This is a genomic window from Paenibacillus cucumis (ex Kampfer et al. 2016) (genome assembly GCF_019748695.1).
Lineage (GTDB): Bacteria > Bacillota > Bacilli > Paenibacillales > Paenibacillaceae > Paenibacillus > Paenibacillus polysaccharolyticus.
Map to the genome: position 1 here is coordinate 20,980 of NZ_JACLIC010000019.1, position 20,642 is coordinate 41,621.

21 protein-coding genes are annotated in these 20,642 nt (G+C 46.0%); 17 read left to right on the top strand and 4 right to left on the bottom strand.

Going from position 1 to position 20,642, the window contains the following annotated elements; genetic code table 11:
* Window positions 1-259 precede the first annotated feature (259 nt).
* From H7T88_RS11285 to H7T88_RS11315, 7 genes are all read left to right on the top strand, one after another.
* A complete protein-coding gene (locus H7T88_RS11285; RefSeq protein WP_090922571.1) occupies window positions 260-730 on the top strand; it encodes a Fur family transcriptional regulator in 471 nt (156 codons plus the stop codon).
* A 2-nt stretch (window positions 731-732) separates the two neighbouring features.
* A complete protein-coding gene (gene yidD, locus H7T88_RS11290; protein ID WP_090922569.1) occupies window positions 733-987 on the top strand; it encodes a membrane protein insertion efficiency factor YidD in 255 nt (84 codons plus the stop codon).
* A 456-nt stretch (window positions 988-1,443) separates the two neighbouring features.
* On the top strand, window positions 1,444-3,513 hold the full coding sequence (gene metG / locus H7T88_RS11295) for a methionine--tRNA ligase (protein WP_221788549.1): 2,070 nt from the start codon (window positions 1,444-1,446) through the stop codon (window positions 3,511-3,513).
* Window positions 3,514-3,845: 332 nt separating this feature from the next.
* A complete protein-coding gene (locus H7T88_RS11300) occupies window positions 3,846-4,838 on the top strand; it encodes a metal ABC transporter solute-binding protein, Zn/Mn family (RefSeq protein ID WP_260510851.1) in 993 nt (330 codons plus the stop codon).
* Between the two features lie 111 nt (window positions 4,839-4,949).
* Window positions 4,950-5,708: a metal ABC transporter ATP-binding protein gene (locus H7T88_RS11305; protein WP_221788510.1), complete on the top strand. Its 759-nt coding sequence runs from the start codon at window positions 4,950-4,952 to the stop codon at window positions 5,706-5,708.
* Between the two features lie 48 nt (window positions 5,709-5,756).
* Window positions 5,757-6,560, top strand: a complete 804-nt coding sequence (locus H7T88_RS11310) for a metal ABC transporter permease (RefSeq protein ID WP_090922562.1) — start codon at window positions 5,757-5,759, stop codon at window positions 6,558-6,560.
* Window positions 6,561-6,636: 76 nt separating this feature from the next.
* On the top strand, window positions 6,637-7,356 hold the full coding sequence (locus H7T88_RS11315) for a cytochrome c biogenesis CcdA family protein (RefSeq protein WP_090922559.1): 720 nt from the start codon (window positions 6,637-6,639) through the stop codon (window positions 7,354-7,356).
* Window positions 7,357-7,463: 107 nt separating this feature from the next.
* On the opposite strand, the gene splB is transcribed toward H7T88_RS11315, so the two are convergent.
* Window positions 7,464-8,534, bottom strand: a complete 1,071-nt coding sequence (gene splB, locus H7T88_RS11320) for a spore photoproduct lyase (RefSeq protein WP_154957666.1) — start codon at window positions 8,532-8,534, stop codon at window positions 7,464-7,466.
* 186 nt (window positions 8,535-8,720) lie between these two features.
* On the opposite strand from splB, the gene mntR reads away from it, so the two are divergent.
* From mntR to H7T88_RS11335, 3 genes are all read left to right on the top strand, one after another.
* Window positions 8,721-9,149: a transcriptional regulator MntR gene (gene mntR, locus H7T88_RS11325; protein WP_090922556.1), complete on the top strand. Its 429-nt coding sequence runs from the start codon at window positions 8,721-8,723 to the stop codon at window positions 9,147-9,149.
* Between the two features lie 186 nt (window positions 9,150-9,335).
* The gene (locus H7T88_RS11330; protein WP_221788511.1) at window positions 9,336-10,937 is read left to right on the top strand and encodes a family 10 glycosylhydrolase; all 1,602 of its coding nucleotides are present in this window, start codon (window positions 9,336-9,338) and stop codon (window positions 10,935-10,937) included.
* Between the two features lie 130 nt (window positions 10,938-11,067).
* On the top strand, window positions 11,068-12,069 hold the full coding sequence (locus H7T88_RS11335; protein ID WP_221788550.1) for a patatin-like phospholipase family protein: 1,002 nt from the start codon (window positions 11,068-11,070) through the stop codon (window positions 12,067-12,069).
* 103 nt (window positions 12,070-12,172) lie between these two features.
* On the opposite strand, the gene H7T88_RS11340 is transcribed toward H7T88_RS11335, so the two are convergent.
* Window positions 12,173-12,511: an MraY family glycosyltransferase gene (locus H7T88_RS11340; RefSeq protein WP_090922550.1), complete on the bottom strand. Its 339-nt coding sequence runs from the start codon at window positions 12,509-12,511 to the stop codon at window positions 12,173-12,175.
* Window positions 12,512-12,516: 5 nt separating this feature from the next.
* Window positions 12,517-13,509 carry a DUF1385 domain-containing protein gene (locus H7T88_RS11345; RefSeq protein ID WP_221788513.1) on the bottom strand — a complete coding sequence of 331 codons (993 nt, stop codon included), beginning with the start codon at window positions 13,507-13,509 and terminating at the stop codon, window positions 12,517-12,519.
* 211 nt (window positions 13,510-13,720) lie between these two features.
* Here H7T88_RS11345 and H7T88_RS11350 point away from each other — a divergent pair, with 211 nt between their 5' ends.
* From H7T88_RS11350 to H7T88_RS11370, 5 genes are all read left to right on the top strand, one after another.
* Window positions 13,721-14,335 (top strand): YqhR family membrane protein, encoded by a 615-nt coding sequence (locus H7T88_RS11350; RefSeq protein ID WP_253493202.1) that lies wholly within the window; start codon window positions 13,721-13,723, stop codon window positions 14,333-14,335.
* Window positions 14,336-14,412: 77 nt separating this feature from the next.
* Window positions 14,413-14,856, top strand: a complete 444-nt coding sequence (gene aroQ / locus H7T88_RS11355; protein WP_090922544.1) for a type II 3-dehydroquinate dehydratase — start codon at window positions 14,413-14,415, stop codon at window positions 14,854-14,856.
* 39 nt (window positions 14,857-14,895) lie between these two features.
* Window positions 14,896-15,969 (top strand): M24 family metallopeptidase, encoded by a 1,074-nt coding sequence (locus tag H7T88_RS11360; RefSeq protein ID WP_090922542.1) that lies wholly within the window; start codon window positions 14,896-14,898, stop codon window positions 15,967-15,969.
* A 41-nt stretch (window positions 15,970-16,010) separates the two neighbouring features.
* Window positions 16,011-16,568 (top strand): elongation factor P, encoded by a 558-nt coding sequence (efp, locus tag H7T88_RS11365; protein ID WP_090922540.1) that lies wholly within the window; start codon window positions 16,011-16,013, stop codon window positions 16,566-16,568.
* A gap of 191 nt (window positions 16,569-16,759) precedes the next feature.
* Window positions 16,760-18,013: an aspartate kinase gene (locus H7T88_RS11370; RefSeq protein ID WP_090922538.1), complete on the top strand. Its 1,254-nt coding sequence runs from the start codon at window positions 16,760-16,762 to the stop codon at window positions 18,011-18,013.
* Window positions 18,014-18,100: 87 nt separating this feature from the next.
* Here H7T88_RS11370 and H7T88_RS11375 read toward each other — a convergent pair whose 3' ends face one another.
* Window positions 18,101-18,850, bottom strand: a complete 750-nt coding sequence (locus H7T88_RS11375) for a 2-phosphosulfolactate phosphatase (RefSeq protein ID WP_221788514.1) — start codon at window positions 18,848-18,850, stop codon at window positions 18,101-18,103.
* Between the two features lie 253 nt (window positions 18,851-19,103).
* On the opposite strand from H7T88_RS11375, the gene spoIIIAA reads away from it, so the two are divergent.
* On the top strand, window positions 19,104-20,108 hold the full coding sequence (spoIIIAA, locus tag H7T88_RS11380) for a stage III sporulation protein AA (protein ID WP_221788515.1): 1,005 nt from the start codon (window positions 19,104-19,106) through the stop codon (window positions 20,106-20,108).
* The gene (gene spoIIIAB / locus H7T88_RS11385) at window positions 20,101-20,619 is read left to right on the top strand and encodes a stage III sporulation protein SpoIIIAB (protein ID WP_154888439.1); all 519 of its coding nucleotides are present in this window, start codon (window positions 20,101-20,103) and stop codon (window positions 20,617-20,619) included. Before spoIIIAA ends, spoIIIAB begins: the two co-directional genes overlap by 8 nt.
* The last annotated feature ends 23 nt before the right edge of the window (window positions 20,620-20,642 follow it).

A 20,642-nucleotide genomic window follows, 5' to 3' on the forward strand; every position in this document is an offset into this window, starting at 1 on the left:
ACCCCAAAAGTCACCTGTATGACCTATATTCTGAACCGTCAACCGAAGGACTCCATACTTATGGGGTCCTTTGTTTTTAGTTTAAGTTTTTAGTTTAAGCAAAACCCCTATACTTGCGTGTAGGGTTCCGTTGACTCTGTTCTTCATTTCATGCATTATTAGAGGTATACAAAAAGAGCAGAAGCAACGGTTTTTGCCAAAAGATTTTGTCGCATGATGAAAATGCAAAAGGTTTGTATGACAGGAGGTGCTGTAAATCATGCTGTCGACGGAAGAGATTATATCAACTATGTCCTCACAGGGACTTCGTATAACCGATCAGCGCAAGACACTTGCACGGTTATTTGCCGAGTCTCCGGGGTATCTTACACCCAAGGACGTCTACGAATATATGGGTAAGACTTACAGCGGATTAAGCTTTGACACGGTGTACCGAAACTTGCGTGTAATGCAGGAACTAGGCGTGCTGGAGCAAGTTATATTTGAAGATGGAGTGAAGTTCAGAGCACATTGCAGCGAAGGCCACCATCATCATCATATGATCTGCCTGAAGTGTCAGAAGACCTACCCGATCGTTTTTTGTCCGATGCAACTTGCTGATGCTCCCGAGCAATTTCAGGTCGTGGATCACAAGTTTGAAGTATTCGGATATTGCAAGGATTGTGCTGAACATGCTCCAGCGAAGAAGTCATCTACACATCAGCATGCACACAGCCACGGGAAGAATTGAAGATGAAACTTTCGCGTAGAATCGTGCAAGCTCCCATCCGGGTATACCGCAATTACATCTCTCCATTAAAACCGCCGACCTGCCGATTTTATCCTACGTGTTCGGCGTATGCGATGGAAGCAATTGAAGTGCATGGTGCACTCAAAGGTTCCCTTCTAGCGGCGAAACGGATTGCCAAATGTCATCCGTTTCATCCGGGCGGTGTAGATTTGGTTCCGCCTAAGGTGGAGAAAAATGTAGTGATATCCGAACCGTAATGTGCAAAAGAGCCTGATGTTCATTTTTGCTGATCAAGGTGTTATAGAGCAGGTAGCTGGAACCCAGAAGCTTGGTTCTATTCGGTGGTATACTTGACAACAAGGTCAGCATTTCAGTATATTTTTTGTATATGATTTTCCAGTGAAGGGATAAGTACAGACACACCCCCAGTGCAGAGAGCCGGAGAAGCTGAGAACCGGTCTGGGAGGAGGATGGAAGATGGTCCCGGAGGAACCTCTTTCGAGCGTGCAATCAGCGACTTGTCGCTATTGTCGTAAGCCTGAGGCGTGATCCAGCGTTAATGGGCGGTCGAAGGACCGGAAGAGCCTGCGTTTTGTGAAAAATGCGGGGAAATTGGGTGGTAACACGTGAGAGATACTCTCGTCCCATACAGGGAGGGAGTTTTTTTGTGTTCATTTTCGGATCAGGAAGATGGTTCCATTCGAGCGATTGGTATGTATTCGTTAGAACAATTGAAGGAGGAGAAGTCATTCATGACGGATCAAAAAACATTTTATTTAACAACGCCGATTTATTATCCAAGCGACAAGCTACATATTGGGCATGCGTACACAACAGTAGCAGGTGATGCAATGTCTCGTTACAAACGCTTGCGTGGATACGAGGTGCGTTATCTGACAGGTACCGATGAACATGGCCAGAAGATTGAGCGCAAGGCTCAGGAGAAAGGATTGTCTCCACAGGCTTTTATCGATGAGATTGTCGTAGGCATCAAGGAACTGTGGAACAAGCTGGACATCTCCAATGATGACTTCATTCGCACAACCGAGGAGCGTCACAAAACCGTCGTACAAGATATCTTTGATCGTTTGCTGAAGCAGGGTGATATCTACAAGGGTGAGTACGAAGGCTGGTACAGCATCCCGGATGAAACTTATTACACTGAAACACAGCTGGTGGATGTTGAAAAAAATGAGAAAGGCGAGATTATCTCGGCTAAAAGTCCGGATAGCGGACACCCGGTTGAACTCGTCAAAGAAGAATCTTACTTCTTCCGTATGAGTAAATATGCAGATCGTTTGTTGAAATATTACGAAGAGAATCCTGGTTTTATCCAACCGGAATCCCGCAAAAACGAGATGATCAACAACTTTATCAAGCCGGGTCTTGAGGATTTGGCGGTATCCCGTACGACATTTGAGTGGGGTGTCAAAGTTAAAGGTGATCCGAAACACGTCGTTTACGTATGGATTGATGCGTTGTCCAACTACATTACAGCACTGGGCTACGGCTCTTCGGATGCTTCATTGTACGACAAGTTCTGGCCAGCGGATGTTCATCTGGTAGGTAAAGAAATTGTTCGTTTCCATACGATTTATTGGCCTATCATGCTGATGGCGCTGGACCTTCCATTACCGAAGAAGGTATTTGCACACGGCTGGCTATTGATGAAAGATGGCAAAATGTCCAAATCCAAAGGAAACGTAGTGGACCCGGTAACCCTGATTGATCGTTACGGCCTGGATTCGCTTCGTTACTATTTGCTGCGTGAAGTACCGTTTGGTTCCGATGGTACATTTACACCGGAAAGCTTCGTAGAGCGTGTAAACTCCGATCTGGCAAACGATCTGGGCAACCTGCTGAACCGTACCGTAGCGATGGTCGACAAATACTTTGAAGGCAAAGCTCCTGCGTTTGCTTCCAATGTAACGGAATTTGATGCTTCGCTGGAAGAAGCAGGACATGCAACGGTGGAAAAAGTAGAGCAAGCGATGGAAAATTTGCAGTTTTCTGTGGCGCTTACGGCAATCAGTCAATTTGTTAGCCGTAGCAACAAATATATCGACGAAACACAACCATGGGCTCTTGCTCGTGATGAAGCGAAACGGGATGAGCTGGCATCCGTAATGTCCCATCTGATTGAAAGCTTGCGTATTGCCTCCATTCTTCTACAGCCGTTCCTGACTCGTGCGCCGCGCAAAATATGGGAACAACTGGGCATCCAAGAAGGTGAACTGACAGCTTGGGATTCAGCGAAACAATGGGGCATCGTGCCTGCTGGCAACGCATTGCACAAAGGCGAGCCGATCTTCCCGCGTTTGGATGCGGAACAGGAAATTGCTTATATCTCTGAAGCGATGACAGGTGGACAAAAAGCAGCACAGTCCAATGCAAGCCAGGCAGAAGCAGGAGCCGCTACTCCAGCTTCAGCAGAACCGGTAACAGCACCTGAAGGCAAGGAAGAGATCGGCATTGATGATTTTGCCAAAGTTGAGCTACGTGTGGCACAAGTCATCGCTTGTGAGCCTGTTAAAAAGGCAGATAAATTGCTTAAGCTACAACTGGATCTTGGTTATGAGCAACGTCAGGTTGTATCTGGTATCGCAAAGTTTTATTCGCCAGAAGAGATGGTAGGACGTAAAGTCATCTGTGTGACCAATCTCAAACCAGTAAAACTGCGTGGAGAGCTGTCTCAAGGCATGATCCTGGCAGCTTCTCATGGGGATCAGTTGACCCTTGCTACCGTACCAGACAGCATGCCTAATGGCGCGCAAGTGAAATAAAAAGTTTTTAAGTATAAGACAAGCAACTAGGGTGTTCAATCGTACAGAGATTGTCACAAGTTTGAACCAAGGGTGGTCCGAAGTGATTCGGACCGCTTTTTTATGCTGAAAAAAGAGCTGATAACTGAAGAACAAACATATATTGTTATGAACCCCGCACTTCGGGAAAGAATGAATAAGACATGAGCCTTGACAATTAGGAGCAGGTTACCTATAATTCTTTCAGTAATATTTACGATTAAGTGATGCGGAGTGAATTATATATGACATTTATTCAAAAGAAGAGACAGACACGATTAGATCGATCCAGCAAACTTGGCAAACGGAGTATAATGAAGCTACTTTGGAGCGGTCTGCTCATACTTAGTTTGCTTGTATTGTCTGCATGTGGGCAAAACAACGAGAATACAGCCAAAATTGTTGAAGGCAAAGTTAATGTGGTGACCACATTTTATCCGGTATATGCGTTTACTGCAGCGATTGGCGGAGAAGATGCCAATGTTATTAACTTGCTGCCTACGGGAGTAGAGCCGCACGATTGGACACCGAAGAGCCAGGATATTGTGAATACGTCCAAGGCACAGCTTTTCTTATACAATGGTGCGGGTCTGGAAGGATGGGTGCCGAACTTTTTGAAATCACTGAACAGTGATACAAAAGTGAAATCCGTGGCTGTCAGCGAAGGTGTCAAGTTGTTAACAGCAGAAGGAGACGATGGTCACGGACATGGTGAAGAGCATGAGGATGAACATGCCGATGACCATGCAGACGAGAGTGGCAATGAGGAAAAAGTAGCCGACCATCATATCGATCCTCATACATGGGTTAGCCCCAAATCCGCAATGATCATGGCGGAAAATATCAAGAACAGTTTAGTAGAAGTTGATCCTACACACAAAGCTGGTTACGAGCAACGTTATAAGGAGCTTCATACCAAACTTAAAGCACTGGATCAGCGTTTCACGAATGAATTAGCATCCGTAGCAAAGAAGGAAATTGTAGTATCACACCAGGCGTTCGGTTATCTTGCACGTGATTATGGTTTGAAGCAACATGCCATCATGGGACTGTCCCCGGATGCAGAACCAACTGGACAGGATATTGTAAAACTGGCTAAACTGGTTAAAGATGAAGGTATCAAGTACATTTTCTTTGAAGAGCTTGTATCCGACAAATTAGCCAAAACACTTGCCAGCGAAGCAGGGGTAGAAACGATGGTGTTGAACCCGGTTGAGGGCCTGACGCAGGAACAGGTGAAGAACAAAGATGATTATTTCACCTTGATGGAGAAAAATTTGCAAAATCTGCTGATCGCATTAAAATAAGAAGAATGAAGGTAAACATCCAGAAGTCTTTGCTGTTCCATCGGCGAAGACTTTTGGAATGTTAAGCACGATATTTACGTATTTTTATTTATTATGAAGGGCGGCTTTGCCATGCAGCAAATCATGCCATTATGTCATGATCCGATTATCCAGATCGAGAATTTGTCTTTTTCCTACGGGGATCAGCGCGTGATTCAAGATCTAAATTTTATGGTTCAACAACGTGACTTTGTAGGTATTATCGGTTCAAACGGAGCAGGGAAAACAACGTTGCTTCGTATGCTGGTAGGACTACTTCCTCCTGCGCAGGGGGATATCAAGTTGTTTGGAGAGTCGATTCGTAAATTCAAGGATTGGAACCGGATCGGGTACGTGCCACAAAAAAATGCATTTAATCCGTTGTTCCCGGCTACCGTTCGTGAGGTTGTTATGTCCGGGCTGTATAACAACAAAAACATGTTCCGCCGCATCTCTCGTCAAAGTCAGCAACAATGCATCGATGCAATGAAGGTTATGAGAATCGAGGATATCGCAAACAAACGTATTGGACAACTGTCCGGCGGTCAGCAGCAACGTGTTTTTTTGGCCCGTGCGTTGATTAATCACCCGGATCTATTGATTCTCGATGAACCTACCGTGGGGATTGATGCAGAGTCACAAGCCAGTTTTTTCGAACTGATTACCCATATGCATGAACATCATCGGATGACGTTTCTCATGGTGTCACATGATATGGATCGCATGGAGAGTTATCTTGGCGCGGAAGCGGCGCTCACGAATGGCAAGATTCATTTCCATGTGCGTCATTCGCATGAGATCGAGGATTGTGCAGAAACCAACCTGCAGCATACTACCGCGCAGGTACGCTAGCTATGTATGTGGGCCATTAGATGATAGGCCGAAGGAGTCGTGTTAGTTTTGGAAATATTATGGAGTGATTTTTTTCAGCGTGCACTTGCAGGTGGTTTGCTTATCGGTATCACTGCTCCGCTGATTGGACTTTTTCTTGTACTGCGCAGACTTTCGATGATCGGAGACACCTTGTCACACGTAACGATCGCAGGTGTGGCGCTTGGTTTTCTGATCGAGGTATACCCGATCGGTGTTGGGTTGATTTTTGCGGTACTCGCGTCGTTTGCTATTGAAAAGTTGCGTAAAGCTTACAAGAGCTATGCTGAGTTGTCCATTGCGATCATTATGTCTGGAGGCGTAGCGCTGGCTTCGCTGTTTTTTACACTGGGAAAAGGGTACAATGCGGATGTGATGAGCTATTTGTTTGGTAGCATCTACACATTGGACGTGGCGGATCTGAAGCTGGTGGGTATCGTGACGCTAATCGTTGTTATTGTAGTGGGCTTCCTACATAAAGAGTTTTTCCTGCTCAGCTTTGAGGAGGACGCAGCTGCAGTGACCGGATTGCCAGTCAAAATGCTGAATATGTTAATTACAGTGATGACAGCATTGGTAATCAGTACGGCGATCAAGATCGTGGGTGCTCTGCTTGTATCCGCCTTGTTGACCATTCCTGTCGCCGTCAGCCTGCTCATGGCTCGAAGCTTCAAATCAGCCATTATTCTGTCGGTGGTCATCGGAGAGATTGCGGTTGTGATTGGACTAGTTACAGCGGGGATCTGGAACCTGGCACCTGGAGCAACGATTGTACTGCTGCTCATTGGTATGCTGATCCTAACGATGATTGCTAAAAAAGGGTTCCGAGCCTGATCTCTGACTACTACACTTATCGTTTAAAAACAAGTACTTAAGAGCAAGTGAGCCCCAGGAAGGGAGACATTGCTTCATGCCTGATGTTAATGTATGGCTGGCTTTTGTTGCTGGCCTCGCTTCTTTTATATCACCGTGTTGTCTTCCGCTATATCCTTCGTATCTCTCATACATCACGGGAATGACTGTGCAACAGTTAAAAGAGGATCGGAATCAGCGAGAGGTGCGCTTGAAGACGTTAACGCATACACTGGCGTTTATTCTCGGATTCTCTGCAGTATTTTATTCGCTGGGTCTGGGTGCAGGATTATTTGGACAATTTTTCAATGATAACCGGGATTTGATTCGTCAACTGTCCGCGATTTTAATTATGTTGATGGGACTGTTTTTGTTAGGTATCTTCAAGCCGCAATTTTTAATGAAGGAACGCAAACTGGATATGAAATGGAAGCCGGCGGGGTATTTAGGTTCCTTTGTTTTTGGGATTGGTTTTTCGGCAGGCTGGTCGCCTTGCATCGGACCGATTCTGACGGCGATTATCGCCATGGCAGCGAGCGAACCTTCAACTTGGCTGACACTGATTACAGGTTATACGGTAGGCTTTGCTTTACCCTTTTTTGTTCTAGCGTTCTTTATCGGTTCAACACGCTGGATTTTGCGTTATTCAAACCTCATGATGAAGATTGGCGGAGCTTTAATGCTCTTAATGGGTATTTTGCTATTCACGGATCAGATGACCCAAATAACAATCTGGCTGCAGCAAATTACACCCGATTGGATGATCAACTTAACGTGAAGCATTTTTCTTCTTCAGCAAAATAAATAATTGAAAGCAGGCTGCAGGAACCAGAACTTTTCTGGAACATGCAACCTGCTTTTTGATCTGATGATATACGAGTTGAATTAGGTAAAATAGTCAATGTTGGCTAAAGGAAAGTGTTCGAAAATGCGTTCTGTAATGAATTCGCGCAGGGCATCTTGCTGGTCATCTTTATACACATATTTGTACTGACCCCAGCGGCCCCATTTCATTTTCCGTTTCTCAATATCCATCTCCAGCTTGGTTTTTGGATATCTTTTCTCAATGGTCGCTTTAGCCGTTTTGGTGAAACGGTGCTGAATCATTTCAAACGTCAGGTCTTTGGTAGCCTCTTCAGGCAAGGTATCTGCCAGCTTTTGCAGTAGCTCAGCATAACCTTCTTGCCAGCCATCGTACCAAATAATCGGAGCAATAATGAAACCGAGTGGATATCCGGCATGGGCTATTTTGCCTGCAGCTTCAATTCGCTCTTCAAAGCGGGAAGTTGCGGGTTCAAAGTTTTTGATAACATAATCCGAGTTCACGCTGAACCGGATACGCGTATGGCCATTATGCTTGATGTTAAGTAGCGGATCGACGTGATGATACTTGGTCACAAAGCGTAAACGCCCGTATTCTTCATCAGCCATAAAACGAATAAGGTCGCTCAGGTTTTCCGTGATATGTTCCAGACCGACGGGGTCGGAGGTACAGGCTGCTTCGAAACGGGTAATTTCGGGTTTGCGTTCCTCGATGTAACCTTTGGCAGCTTCAATGATTTCTTCCGTGTTTACGTACACGCGAACGTATGGTTTTGCACCTAATGTGGTTTGAAGATAACAATAATGGCAATGCCCCATACAACCTGTCGAGATAGGGATCGCATACTCTGCTGATGGTTTGGACTGGTCAAATTTCAAGGTTTTACGTACCCCTACAACCAGAGTTCGCTTGGCCATCCGGTATTTTTCTTGCTCTGTCTCACCGGGGAGGTTGGTGATTCGATTGTGTGAAGTGGTCATCTGATAAGGAATGTTTTGGGAGGTTACCCATTCCATAATTCGTTTTCCTTTTTCATATTCAAGCGCACCTGGTTCAAAATACACCAAATCGGGAATAAAGGGTTTAGTACCCTTTACTTTTCTAACAGGGGGCTGGGCCACGCTTGTGCTCACAGGATCACTCCTTTCAATACGAAACTGGACTTAGTTTGCCTCAAATGAAGAGAAGTCACGCCTGCCAATCCTTGTGTAAGGCGGATCGGAATCGGGTAGGACTTGCCAATGCGCATTGATAACATGTATCATTAGAAGATAGGGACCAGGTACGTAGAACCGGTCAGAGAGAAGAGAGGGAAGCAGATGCCAACGCCCAGTATGGAAGATTATTTGGAGCGTATATACAAATTGATTGATGAAAAGGGCTATGCTCGTGTGTCTGATATAGCTGAAGGACTGGAAGTACATCCTTCATCCGTGACGAAGATGATCCAAAAGCTGGACAAAGACGAGTACCTGATCTATGAGAAGTACCGCGGGCTGGTACTAACGCCAAAAGGGAAAAAAATGGGCAAACGGTTGATGGAGCGCCATCATCTGCTTGAGCAGTTTCTAACGACGATCGGTGTTCAGGAAGAGAACATATATAACGACGTAGAAGGTATTGAACATCACTTAAGCTGGGACTCCATTACATGTATTGAGTCTCTTGTGGAATATTTCCGTCAGGATGAGAGCCGTCTGCAAGACCTAAAAAACATTCAGGAAATCATGAGTAACACGGACTCTTGAGCCTTGAATTCATATGTTGATAAATAAAGGATGCTTCTTGCCAATGGAATGGCGAGGAGCATTTTTAATTTCGATATTTTAATTCCAACCAACATTTGGTCAATTGCGCAACTAAACCCGTATGCCAAGCGTCTATTAAACTAGTAGAATTTACCGCAAATTTAATGATGTTGGAGGATTGTATTGATGAAATTGCGTAAAGGATTGTTGCTACTGCTCATTTTTGTTCTTGGATTACAGTCAGTCGGTATGACCGCTCAGGCAGCAAGTTCAAAGCAGATTACTATTTTTCTGGATGGTCAGCGTCTGGAATCAGATGTGTCACCCTATATCATGCCCAAGGTGAACGTAACGATGGTGCCGTTACGGGTCATCAGTGAAGGACTGGGGGCTTCTGTGTTATGGTCCCAGGCAACCCGGACGGTGACGATTCAGAAATCGGATTCAACGATTACGATGACGAGTGGACGTCAGCAAGCGACAGTGGACAATACCGTGGTTGATCTGGATGCTTCCGTGCAACTCAAACAAGGTCGCGTGATGGTTCCAATTCGTTTTGTAAGTGAAAATTTGGGGATTCAAGTGAACTGGAATCAGGCGGCTCAAACCATTGATCTGTACACCGGAGCAGAACCAACGCCAACACCGGAACCAACTCCTGCAGAACCAGGAGGAAGTGTAACCCCACCAGCAACGAATGAGATGCGCGGAGCCTGGATATCTACAGTTAATGGTGACTGGCCATCTTCTGGCGCGAAAGGCAATGTAGATAAACAGAAGCAGGAGTACACAAGTCAACTGGATCAGTTAAAAGACATGGGGATCAATGCTGTATTTGTACAAGTTAGAGCAAATGCAGACGCCATTTATCCATCCAGACTGGTGCCTTGGAATAGTGTTCTGACAGGAACCCAGGGGAAAGATCCAGGTTATGACCCACTGGCTTTTATGATTGAGGAAGCGCACAAACGCGGGCTTGAATTTCATGCCTGGTTCAATCCGTTTCGGGCAACGAACTCAGCAACAACAGCCAATCTGGCGACTAACCATGTATCCAAGCTACATCCGGACTGGATTGTAAATGCATCGGGTAAACTATATATTAATCCAGGTGTTCCAGAAGCAAGGCAGCATATTATGGATACCATTATGGAAGTTGTGAATAACTATAACGTGGATGGAGTGCATCTGGACGACTACTTCTATCCTTCCAATGTGACCTTTAATGATGATGTTGCTTACAAAATGTATAACACGTCAGGTTCAACAGACCGTGCAGCTTGGCGCCGTGACAACATTAATCAGTTTGTACAGCAACTTGGACAACGTATTCATCAAGCGAAAGCTAATGTAGAGTATGGGATCAGTCCATTTGGTGTATGGCGTAACAAAGCAAATGATCTGACTGGCTCAGATACCAAAGCAGGCGTAACTGCTTATGACAGCATGAATGCAGATGTTCGGACATGGATCAAACAAGGGTGGATCGACTATGTTGCACCACAGGTATACTGGAGCATGACGCTAAGTGCAGCAAGATACGATAAGGTCGTCGATTGGTGGGTTAATGAGGTAGCCAATACCAATGTAAAATTGTACATCGGCCATTCTCCTTATAAACTCGGAACGCCAGAGATTGGGTGGCAGACATCACAAGAAATCATTGATCAATTGACATATAATCAGAAGTATCCATCTATTGGCGGAGACATTTATTTCAGTTCCCAATATCTTACGAAAAACCCGCTCGGTTTGATTGAACGACTGAAAGCTTACTATGGATTGTAGGGTCTAGTCTAACGTTAATTTTTCCTTGTTAATGATCACGGATTCTTCAACTCATAGTTATATGACCAACCCCTGTTCTCATACAGTGGCAGTAGAAGTATGGCTGCCTGGAGAACGGGGGTTTTTCGTTGTGTTAATTAATGGCGTTTTTGAAGGTGGAGGCGTAAAAGGGGTTTCCCTTGCAGGAGCTGTACAGGGAGCACAGGACTGCGGAGTGCAATTCAACCGAGTTGCTGGCACATCATCCGGTTCGATTGTTGCTGCCCTACTGGCTGCGGGTTACCGGGCCGAGGAGATGAAAGAAATCATTGAGAGTACGCCGTTTGCTTCGCTTCTGCAACGGTCGCCTATATTTAATACACGCTGGATTGGTCCAGCAACAAGATTGTTTTTGAAAAAAGGTTTATATTCAGGTGAAGCACTGGAATCATGGATACGCAAAATGCTGGCACAAAAAGGAATCCGAACCTTCGCTGATTTGCCATCTGGAAAGTTGCTCATTACCGCATCGGATATTTCTAACGGAAACATTCTCGTCTTGCCCGACGATATTCGGCGCTTTGGGATTGAACCTTCGAAGCTTGAGGTTGCTAAAGCTGTACGTATGAGTTGTAGCATTCCGTATTTTTTCGATCCTGTCATTATTCGGAAATCACCGATGATGTCCAAGGGGCTACCATTCCAAGATCAGTTTGTGTATGTCGTGGACGGAGGGCTACTGAGTAACTTCCCACTGTGGTTGTTCGATGGAGAACGCTCTGAATCAGGGGGAGAGATCATTCCAGTAGTCGGTTTTAAAATGGTAGGTAAGACAGAAGTAGAACCTGCACGAATTAAAGGACCTTTGACCATGTTGCAAGCGCTTGTCGAGACCATGTTAACAGCTCACGATGAGCGTTACATTGAGCAGATTAACCGATTCCGTACGGTCAAAATTCCTACGCTGGGTATTAAACCGACACAATTTAATCTCTCCGTTCAAGACAGTACGAACTTATATCGTTCAGGTGTGGCCTCTGGTCTGGAGTTTTTCACCACATGGAATACGAAGATGTACAACGAGCAATTGGAAAAGCAGCGAAAAGAAATGCGGAAGAAACAGGCGGGTTCGCCGCCGCTGGTTCCCATATAGAAACGTGAAAAAAGCAATTCTCCGGATGATGGAGAATTGCTTTTTGGGTTTTATTTTACATTTTACTGTGAGAAGAAAACAGAGATATCACCGGAAGGACAAATCAGTGATACTTGGGAACGTCCTCTTCGTTGTTTTTGCCTTTCTGGCCCTGAATGACCTGAAAAGGGTAGTCCTTGCGTTTCTTGGACGAACTGCTCTTTCTTGCATTGACATTATTCTGTGCGTTCACTTTAGCCATCGTTTTTGCCGAAGGTTTGATCTTTGGTGTTTTGGCTTTTCGTGACCAACGGGCAGGCGGGAATTTGTACAGCAGGAACACAACTCCGAACACGATCAGAGGGATGAGAATACTGGACAACGAAGCTCTAGTCATAAAACTGATAACCCCAAGAGCAGCCAGTACAATGAATGCCCAAAATACAATAGCCTGCTTATTCATTTCATTCACCCTTTCACAGGATCAAGTGTTGCTACAGGAACTTCCGTTACAGTCGAAACGTTGGCAAGTTTGGCGTCCAGTTCAAGCATGCGATTGAAAGACGCAATGGATACTTCCACTTGAGCGTTCGTAGGTTCTTTGGTCGTAAGCAATTGCAACCACAGGCCAGGGTATCCCAGATAACGTAAGACAGGAATATCACGAAGCGAATTCGTAATCTTGAGTAGCTCGAACGAAATACCTAGTACGACTGGCAACAAGAGCAAACGCTGTCCCATCCGTTCCCATAAATTATCGTATGTGAATACGGAGTATAAGAAAATACCGATGATGACAGTCAACATGATAAAGCTACTACCACAGCGGTAATGTAGCCTGCTGTACTTCTGAACATTTTCCGGTGTAAGTTCTTCGCCAGCTTCGTATGCGCTTATGACTTTGTGCTCTGCCCCGTGGTATTGAAACAGGCGTTTAATCATTGGTGTCTGTGAGATTAGCCACAGATAAGCGAGTAACAGGATCAGTTTGATGACACCTTCCAATACATTATGCAGAAATTGATTGTCGAATACATTTTTAAATAAGAAGTCCTCGATCACGACAGGAAGCAGCGTCAGTACAATTTTGCCGAAAAGGAAGGAAAGTATGGCTACCGCAGTCACACCGATTATCATGCTAAGGCTCCAGCCAGTTCCTTGTTTCTCTTGTTGTTTGGCTTTTTCTTCAGGTTCGAGCTCATCATCAGCATAAGCGTCAGCAGAGTAATTAAGATGTTTGCTACCTTTGACACTTGAATCTATAATGCTGACAATTCCGCGTAATAAAGGAATCCGCCGCAATTTCATGACCCAGGTCTTGTCTTGCTTGGGAACTTCCAGATACGTAATTTCGCCGTCTTTTCTACGAACTGCCGTAACATTGACGTGTTTACCGCCAAACATTACGCCCTCGATGACAGCTTGCCCCCCGTAGCTGACAGGCTTGGATTGTTGAGGCAAATTATTCACCTTCCTATTCTGTTCTAAGCCTTTACAATCAAAGGCAGTTTAATATCCTTATTGTATCGAATTTTGAGAGCAATTTCTAGTTTACGAGAGAAAAGGCAAGTGCCGCTGTTAAGATTGTCCTGTTTTGAACATACTACGCCCTAGAACTGTGAGAAAATATCTAGCATGCTTGTGAGATCATCTAGTGAAGAAGGGGACGTTTATGATGACAGATCATACTCATGAGGACGTATTAACGAATCATAATCACGAAGGTAAAACGGATCAGCGCACAAATCGGCAACGACCGCGAGAACGTGACGAAAACGTGACGAAACGGCGCTCCGTGCCAAGGCAGGGAGATGCGCACTATTTCACAAATCCGTTTTCCTTTGCGCTGGAACTGGGGTTCTTTGCCGGGCTAATCTGGGGAGGAATCCACTGGCTATTTCATTTTCTGCATTTTACCGTTGTACCCGTGGGTTTTCTGGCGGAGCCTTTTTTCAAGCATAAATATATTTATACGCCGGCAGGTCACTTGACAGGTTGGTTGTGTTTTATCGTGTTTTCCATCTTTGCGTCACTGTTATATACCTTTACCATCCGCAAATTAAAAGGGCCGTTTCCCGGTATGGTGTATGGGATCGTCTGGTGGGTGATCCTCTTTATCCTGCTTGGGCCTAAACTCGGAATGATGAAACCGTTAAATCAATTGACATGGGATTCAATTTTCACGGAAATTTGTTTCTTCCTTCTTTGGGGGCTGTTCATAGGTTACACCGTAGCGATGGAGTACACCGACGAAAGGAAACGGGAGCCAGAGCACGCAGGAGCCTAGACGCAAAAAAGCTTCTCAATCCGGTAACGGCTGTGTTAAAATAGCAGATGGTTATTTGCAGAGAGGGTGGAGCAGCGATGAAACGAATTATTGTGATCAATGGCCCGAACCTGAACATGCTTGGTGTTCGTGAACCAGGTATCTATGGAACGCTTAGTCTGAAGGATATTGAAGACAAAATTCGCAGACAGGCTGAAGAATTGGGCGTCTCCATCGCTTTTTATCAATCCAACCATGAAGGAGACATTATTGACCGCATTCATGCCGCAATGGGTGAGGCAGACGGGATCATGCTGAATGCCGGGGCTTTTACTCATTACAGTTATGCGATACGGGATGCAATCAATGCCGTGAAAGTTCCTACCGTGGAGGTTCATCTATCCAACATTCATGCACGCGAAGCGTTCAGACATCATTCAGTGCTAGCAGCAGAAACGATCGGGCAGATTGCCGGATTTGGCGAAGTAAGCTATGAACTGGGATTGCTGGCTCTCGTGCGTCATCTGGACAAACAAACCTGAGCCGGGAACCCGGGAATGTGAGAGAAAGAAGGGTTACCGATGGAAAACAAACGAGTACACAAGTTACGTGAGGCCATGGCCGAGCGTGAACTCAAAGCAATGCTGATTACGAATCCCATTAACCGCCGTTATATGACGGGATTTACGGGTTCGGCAGGATATGTGCTTATTACTGAGCAGGAAGCTTATTTGCTTACTGATTTCCGTTATATGGCACAGGCATCCACGCAAGCCCAAGGTTTCAACGTGGTGGAGCACGGTGTTAAACCGATGGATTCTGTACGTGATTTGCTGGTTGCAGCGAACATCAACGAAGTTGGCTTCGAACAGGATTCGGTTACATTTGGTACGCACGCTTCTTATGCGGAATCGTTGCAATCGGTTAAACTTACAGCAGTATCCGGCATTGTTGAGCAGCTTCGGATGTTCAAGGATGCTGACGAAATTGCAGTGATGCAGCGTGCTGCAGATTTGGCAGATGCCACATTCAGCCACGTTTTGCAATTTGCGAAACCGGGTATGACTGAACGTGAAGTGGATCTTGAAATGGAGTTCTTCATGCGCAAGCATGGGGCGACCAGCTCCTCCTTTGACACCATTGTCGCTTCAGGCGAACGTTCTGCTATGCCTCACGGTGTTGCAAGTAGCAAAGTAATTGGACAGGACGAACTGATTACGTTTGACTTTGGCGCGTTGCTGGACGGATACTGTTCAGATCTGACACGTACGATTGCAACAGGTAATCCTGTACCTGAACTGCGCAAGATTTACGACATCGTACTGGAAGCACAATTACATACGCTGGAGAACCTGAAACCAGGTATGACCGGACGGGAAGCGGATGCACTTGCTCGGGATATCATTGCAGGCTATGGATATGGAGAACAGTTTGGACACAGCACGGGCCATGGTCTGGGTATGGAGGTTCATGAAGCTCCGCGTCTGTCCAAGCTTAGCGATGATGTGTTGAAACCGGGAATGGTGGTTACAGTTGAGCCGGGAATTTATATTGATGGACTTGGCGGCGTACGAATTGAGGATGACGTTGTGATTACCGAGTCAGGTATTCATATTCTTACGAAATCGGACAAAAAGTTCACCGTTATTGGCTAACATACCCAAACACTTTTTACTTATATCAGGAGGGATCTTTTGTGATTTCAGTTAACGATTTTAAAACAGGTTTGACCGTGCAAGTAGACAACGATATCTATACCGTGCTTGATTTCCAACACGTAAAACCAGGTAAAGGCGCAGCTTTTGTACGTTCCAAGTTAAAAAACCTTCGTAATGGTAATACGGTTGAAAAAACATTTCGTGCAGGTGAAACGATTGGCCGTGCAATTATCGAAAACCGTGGAGTATCTTACCTGTATGCAAGTGGTTCTGAGCATACGTTTATGGACAATGAAACATACGATCAATTCACACTGACTAGTGATCAACTGGAGTGGGAACTGAACTTCCTTAAAGAAAACATGAACGTGAAGATCGTTAGTTACCAAGGTGAAATCCTGGGTATCGACTTGCCTACAAGCGTTGAGCTGAAAGTTATTGAAACAGAGCCAAGCGTTAAAGGTAACACAGCACAAGGCGCTACGAAGAACGCAAAAGTGGAAACAGGTCTGAATGTACAAGTTCCTTTGTTCATCAATGAAGGCGACGTGCTTCTGATTGATACACGTGAAGGTAAATACTCTTCCCGTGCGTAACTTTCACTTGCTGTAAGCTTTAATGCAAGAATGAAAACCCTTTGCCATGAATATGGCAGAGGGTTTTTTTGAAAAAAGATTAGCCTATCAGACGCTTTCGTAATATACTGGGTTAAAGTCATTTCTCGTAGAGAATAATGACGAAAGATATCAATTGATGCATACTGCACAAGGTAGGGAGTGGATTTGCGTTGTCATTGTACGTCATGAAATTTGGGGGCAGCTCGGTCGGAGATACAGAACGCATGAAGCGTGTAGCCGGACGTGTTGTAGAAAAAGCGGATGAAGGACATCAATGTGTCGTCGTGGTTTCGGCCATGGGAGATACTACAGATGATTTGATTGATCAGGCGAAGCTGCTAAACAGTGATTTGCCTGCTCGTGAAATGGATATGTTGTTGACAACAGGGGAACAAATTTCGATCTCCTTATTATCCATGGCCATTCAGGCACTTGGACGCAAGGCCGTATCCTTTACAGGATGGCAAGCCGGTTTCCGAACAGAACCGGTTCACGGTAAAGCCCGGATTCAGGATATCCGTCCTGAACGTGTCAAATCTGCGCTTGCTGAAGGCAATATCGTTATTGTCGCTGGTTTCCAAGGCATGACGGAAGACGGCGAGATCACTACACTGGGCCGCGGCGGTTCGGATACAACAGCTGTTGCGCTCGCAGCAGCAATTCAAGCGGACGCTTGCGAGATCTATACGGATGTGGACGGAATTTATTCCACAGATCCGAGGATCGTCAAGGTAGCGCGCAAACTGAAAGAAATATCCTACGACGAAATGCTGGAGCTTGCGAATCTGGGAGCGGCGGTATTGCATCCACGTGCTGTTGAGTACGCGAAGCATTCCGGTGTACCTTTGATTGTAAGATCAAGCTTTAACCATAATGAAGGAACGGTTGTGAAGGAGGAAGCGGCAATGGAACAAGGAGTAGTGGTAAGTGGGATCGCGTATGACAAAAACGTAGCTCGCATCAGTATTTTGGGTGTTCCGGATGTCCCGGGCGTCCTTGCCGAAGTATTTGGCGAACTGGCTAGTGAGCAACTGGACGTCGATATTATCGTGCAGAGCGGGGTACAGGACGGCAAAGCGGACTTCTCCTTCTCGGTTGCACTGTCTGATCGCGAGAAAGCACTTCGTGTCATTGAAGGTCTGCACAGCCGGTTGCCTTACCGTGAAGTTACCTCCGAAGAGAACCTGGTTAAAATCTCGATTGTTGGTGCAGGTATGGTGAGCCATCCAGGTGTAGCTGCTAAAATGTTCAAAGTGATCTCAGGTGAAGGCGTAAGCATCAAAATGGTCAGCACTTCCGAGATCAAGGTCTCCTGCGTTATCGATGGAGAGAAGCTTCATGACGTGATTAAAGCTCTGCACACGGCTTACGATCTGGATACAGCTGAGCAAGCCGTAATCGGTGGACCGCAAGTTCGCAGATAAGATTGCAAATGAGGCGTAAAATAAACGTATAATTAGGAAGAGGTGTACCGTTGCCACTAGGCAGCAGTACACCTCTTTTAGCTGTGACTATAGTCGTTTGCACATGTTGCCTCCTCTTACTTTACGGTAAGGTTTTAGCTCGTTCCCTTCCCTCATCTCTGGTACACAATCCAGCAGATTCAATTGTGAACAATAGGTAACATCATGCATTTTCCCTAGTTTATCCAGTCTGCGTGCACTGGATGATGTGCGAACCAGATCTGTAATCTGGTCATGACACTGAGACACAGCCTGATGCAGAATAATACCAAGATCGTTCAGTTGCAGTGGCGAACGGGTCTGACGATACAACTCTTCAATAATACATCCGGCACACAGGCCGTCCTCGAGAGCAAACTCATCCTGCTCACCGGCACATAATAACAAAATATCCCGTTGTAATTCCAGTAGAGCGGAAGCAACCGCTCTAACATTTAAGAATGCTCCCGCAAGTATATGTCTGGCTCTGGATGCTTTAATCAGAGCTCTTGTACCATCTGTTGTGGTGAGGATAATGACTTTTTCCGCAATGTCACCACTCATATATTCATAGGGAGAATTACCCGCATCGAATCCGGTTATTTGTTTGTCAAAACGTTCCCCGCCCCGAATACTGTTTCCTACCAACATCTGTTTGGCTTGCGGAACAGTCTCCGTAGCAATAACTCCCGCAGCATGATGAGCAAGCGCGGTCACAATTGTGCTTGTTGTTCGCAAAACATCAATGACAACCACACTTCGCCCTTCAATATCTATCGTTCGTACTTCATTTACATTACCTACGACGTCGACACGCACACCCCACAACTCCTTTTTGTTCCTCGGGATCGAGCATTGGTTTATCAGTGGAACAGTCCATCTGTTTGCAAGCACTATATGCATGAATGTCTAGACAGGTGCCTAGAACAAAAGATGTCTATGAGTTTTGGCTCTCATTCATCGTCTTTGAAGAATTGATAGATTTCAGCGTCATAAAATGAATGTACAGGCATAAACTTGAGATATGAACAAGCATCAGAGATGAAATTAATCAAGTTGGAGGAGCCTACTCATGAAAGTGAAATGGAGGGATCTTTTTCCGGAACCCATCCGAACCATTCTGGGCAGAATGCCGCCCGCCTTATTGGAACAAGTAGAGGAAATCCGTATTCGAGAAGGCAGGCCGCTGGAAATTAATGCAGGAAACAATTATCACTTCCTCACTCCAGAAGGTGTACCAACGGGAAAACCAGAGGAAGCTTATGTTCCTCTGAAAGAAGCAACGCACAGACTGCTTGATCTCATAAGCAACCATTCGCTCTATACCTTGGAAGAAGAATTACGAAAAGGATTCATCACCATCCCGGGAGGGCATCGAATCGGACTTGCTGGCCGGACGGTGCTTAGTGGAGGACGTGTAGAATATTTACGGGATATCAACGGATTTAACGTCCGTGTTGCCCGGGAAGTGCAAGGCGTGGCTGACCCGATTCTTCCATACCTGCTAGATATGAGGAACGGACAGGTGATGCATACCTTGATACTATCTCCACCGCAGCAAGGCAAAACAACGTTGCTACGAGATTTGGCAAGGCAGATCAGCAACGGCACGAAACTGACAGCCGGTGGTGAACTGAGGCAGGGGATACGCCCGCGACTAAAAGTGGGCATTGTAGATGAACGTTCTGAGATAGCGGGAAGCTATAAAGGTGTGCCTAGCTTCGATGTAGGGCCGCGCACAGACGTAATGGATGGATGCCCCAAGGCTGAAGGCATGATGATGATGCTTCGTTCCATGTCACCGGACGTTCTGATTGTGGACGAGATTGGTCGGCCAGAGGATGCGGAGGCAGTTATGGAGGCCCTGCATGCAGGAGTTTCTGTCATTGCCACGGCTCACGCACGGGATCTGACTGAACTATCTGCAAGGCCTGCCTTGAAAACACTGATTGCCGAGCAGATGTTTCAGCGTTATGTACAGCTGCAGCGGACGAGCAGAGGCATGAGCTTTCGACTGTCCGATGGCAAGATGCGAGGACTGCAACAGACCGGGTCAGGAGGTGAAGCCTTTGCTTAATATGCTTGGCGCCTTGCTGATTCTGCTAGCAAGTACTCTCGCTGGTTTTCACAAGGCGAGGCAATATGCATTGCGGCCAAGGCAGCTACGTGAGTTGATTGCGGCCCTACAGCGGCTGATGACAGAGATTAATTACGGCTTAACGCCGCTGCCTGATGCGATGAACAAGATGGGGGCCCAGACCAAAGAGCCGGTGAGAACTCTTTTTTTACATGCCTCCACACAGATGGAACCCCCACATGGCCTTACAGCCAGGGAGAGTCTGCAAGCCGGTGTCGAGGAGGCATGGGGGAAATCAGCGATGAAATCAGACGAGCGGGAGGTCATGCTACAGTTGAGTTACAGCCTTGGCACCAGTGATCGTCAAGATCAGACCAAACATATTTCGTTAGCCATTCAGCAACTTATGCATGAGGAATCCCGCGCACAGGCCGATCAAGTGAAGTACGAACGAATGAGCCGCAGCCTGGGGATGCTTGTCGGAGCGTTAATCGTCATACTGATCTTCTGAAATAGCCGGGATAGCGAGGTGCC

What these genes read in the sequence shown, in the direction of transcription:
- aroQ (WP_090922544.1), top strand. Translation starts at nt 14,413, where the DNA reads ATGAAACGAATTATTGTGATCAATGGCCCGAACCTGAACATGCTTGGT.
- yidD (WP_090922569.1), top strand. Translation starts at nt 733, where the DNA reads ATGAAACTTTCGCGTAGAATCGTGCAAGCTCCCATCCGGGTATACCGC.
- H7T88_RS11315 (WP_090922559.1), top strand. Translation starts at nt 6,637, where the DNA reads ATGCCTGATGTTAATGTATGGCTGGCTTTTGTTGCTGGCCTCGCTTCT.
- H7T88_RS11305 (WP_221788510.1), top strand. Translation starts at nt 4,950, where the DNA reads ATGCAGCAAATCATGCCATTATGTCATGATCCGATTATCCAGATCGAG.
- H7T88_RS11330 (WP_221788511.1), top strand. Translation starts at nt 9,336, where the DNA reads ATGAAATTGCGTAAAGGATTGTTGCTACTGCTCATTTTTGTTCTTGGA.
- mntR (WP_090922556.1), top strand. Translation starts at nt 8,721, where the DNA reads ATGCCAACGCCCAGTATGGAAGATTATTTGGAGCGTATATACAAATTG.
- H7T88_RS11360 (WP_090922542.1), top strand. Translation starts at nt 14,896, where the DNA reads ATGGAAAACAAACGAGTACACAAGTTACGTGAGGCCATGGCCGAGCGT.
- H7T88_RS11285 (WP_090922571.1), top strand. Translation starts at nt 260, where the DNA reads ATGCTGTCGACGGAAGAGATTATATCAACTATGTCCTCACAGGGACTT.
- spoIIIAA (WP_221788515.1), top strand. Translation starts at nt 19,104, where the DNA reads ATGAAAGTGAAATGGAGGGATCTTTTTCCGGAACCCATCCGAACCATT.
- H7T88_RS11300 (WP_260510851.1), top strand. Translation starts at nt 3,846, where the DNA reads ATGAAGCTACTTTGGAGCGGTCTGCTCATACTTAGTTTGCTTGTATTG.
- metG (WP_221788549.1), top strand. Translation starts at nt 1,444, where the DNA reads ATGTATTCGTTAGAACAATTGAAGGAGGAGAAGTCATTCATGACGGAT.
- H7T88_RS11350 (WP_253493202.1), top strand. Translation starts at nt 13,721, where the DNA reads ATGATGACAGATCATACTCATGAGGACGTATTAACGAATCATAATCAC.
- H7T88_RS11340 (WP_090922550.1), bottom strand. Translation starts at nt 12,511, where the DNA reads ATGAATAAGCAGGCTATTGTATTTTGGGCATTCATTGTACTGGCTGCT.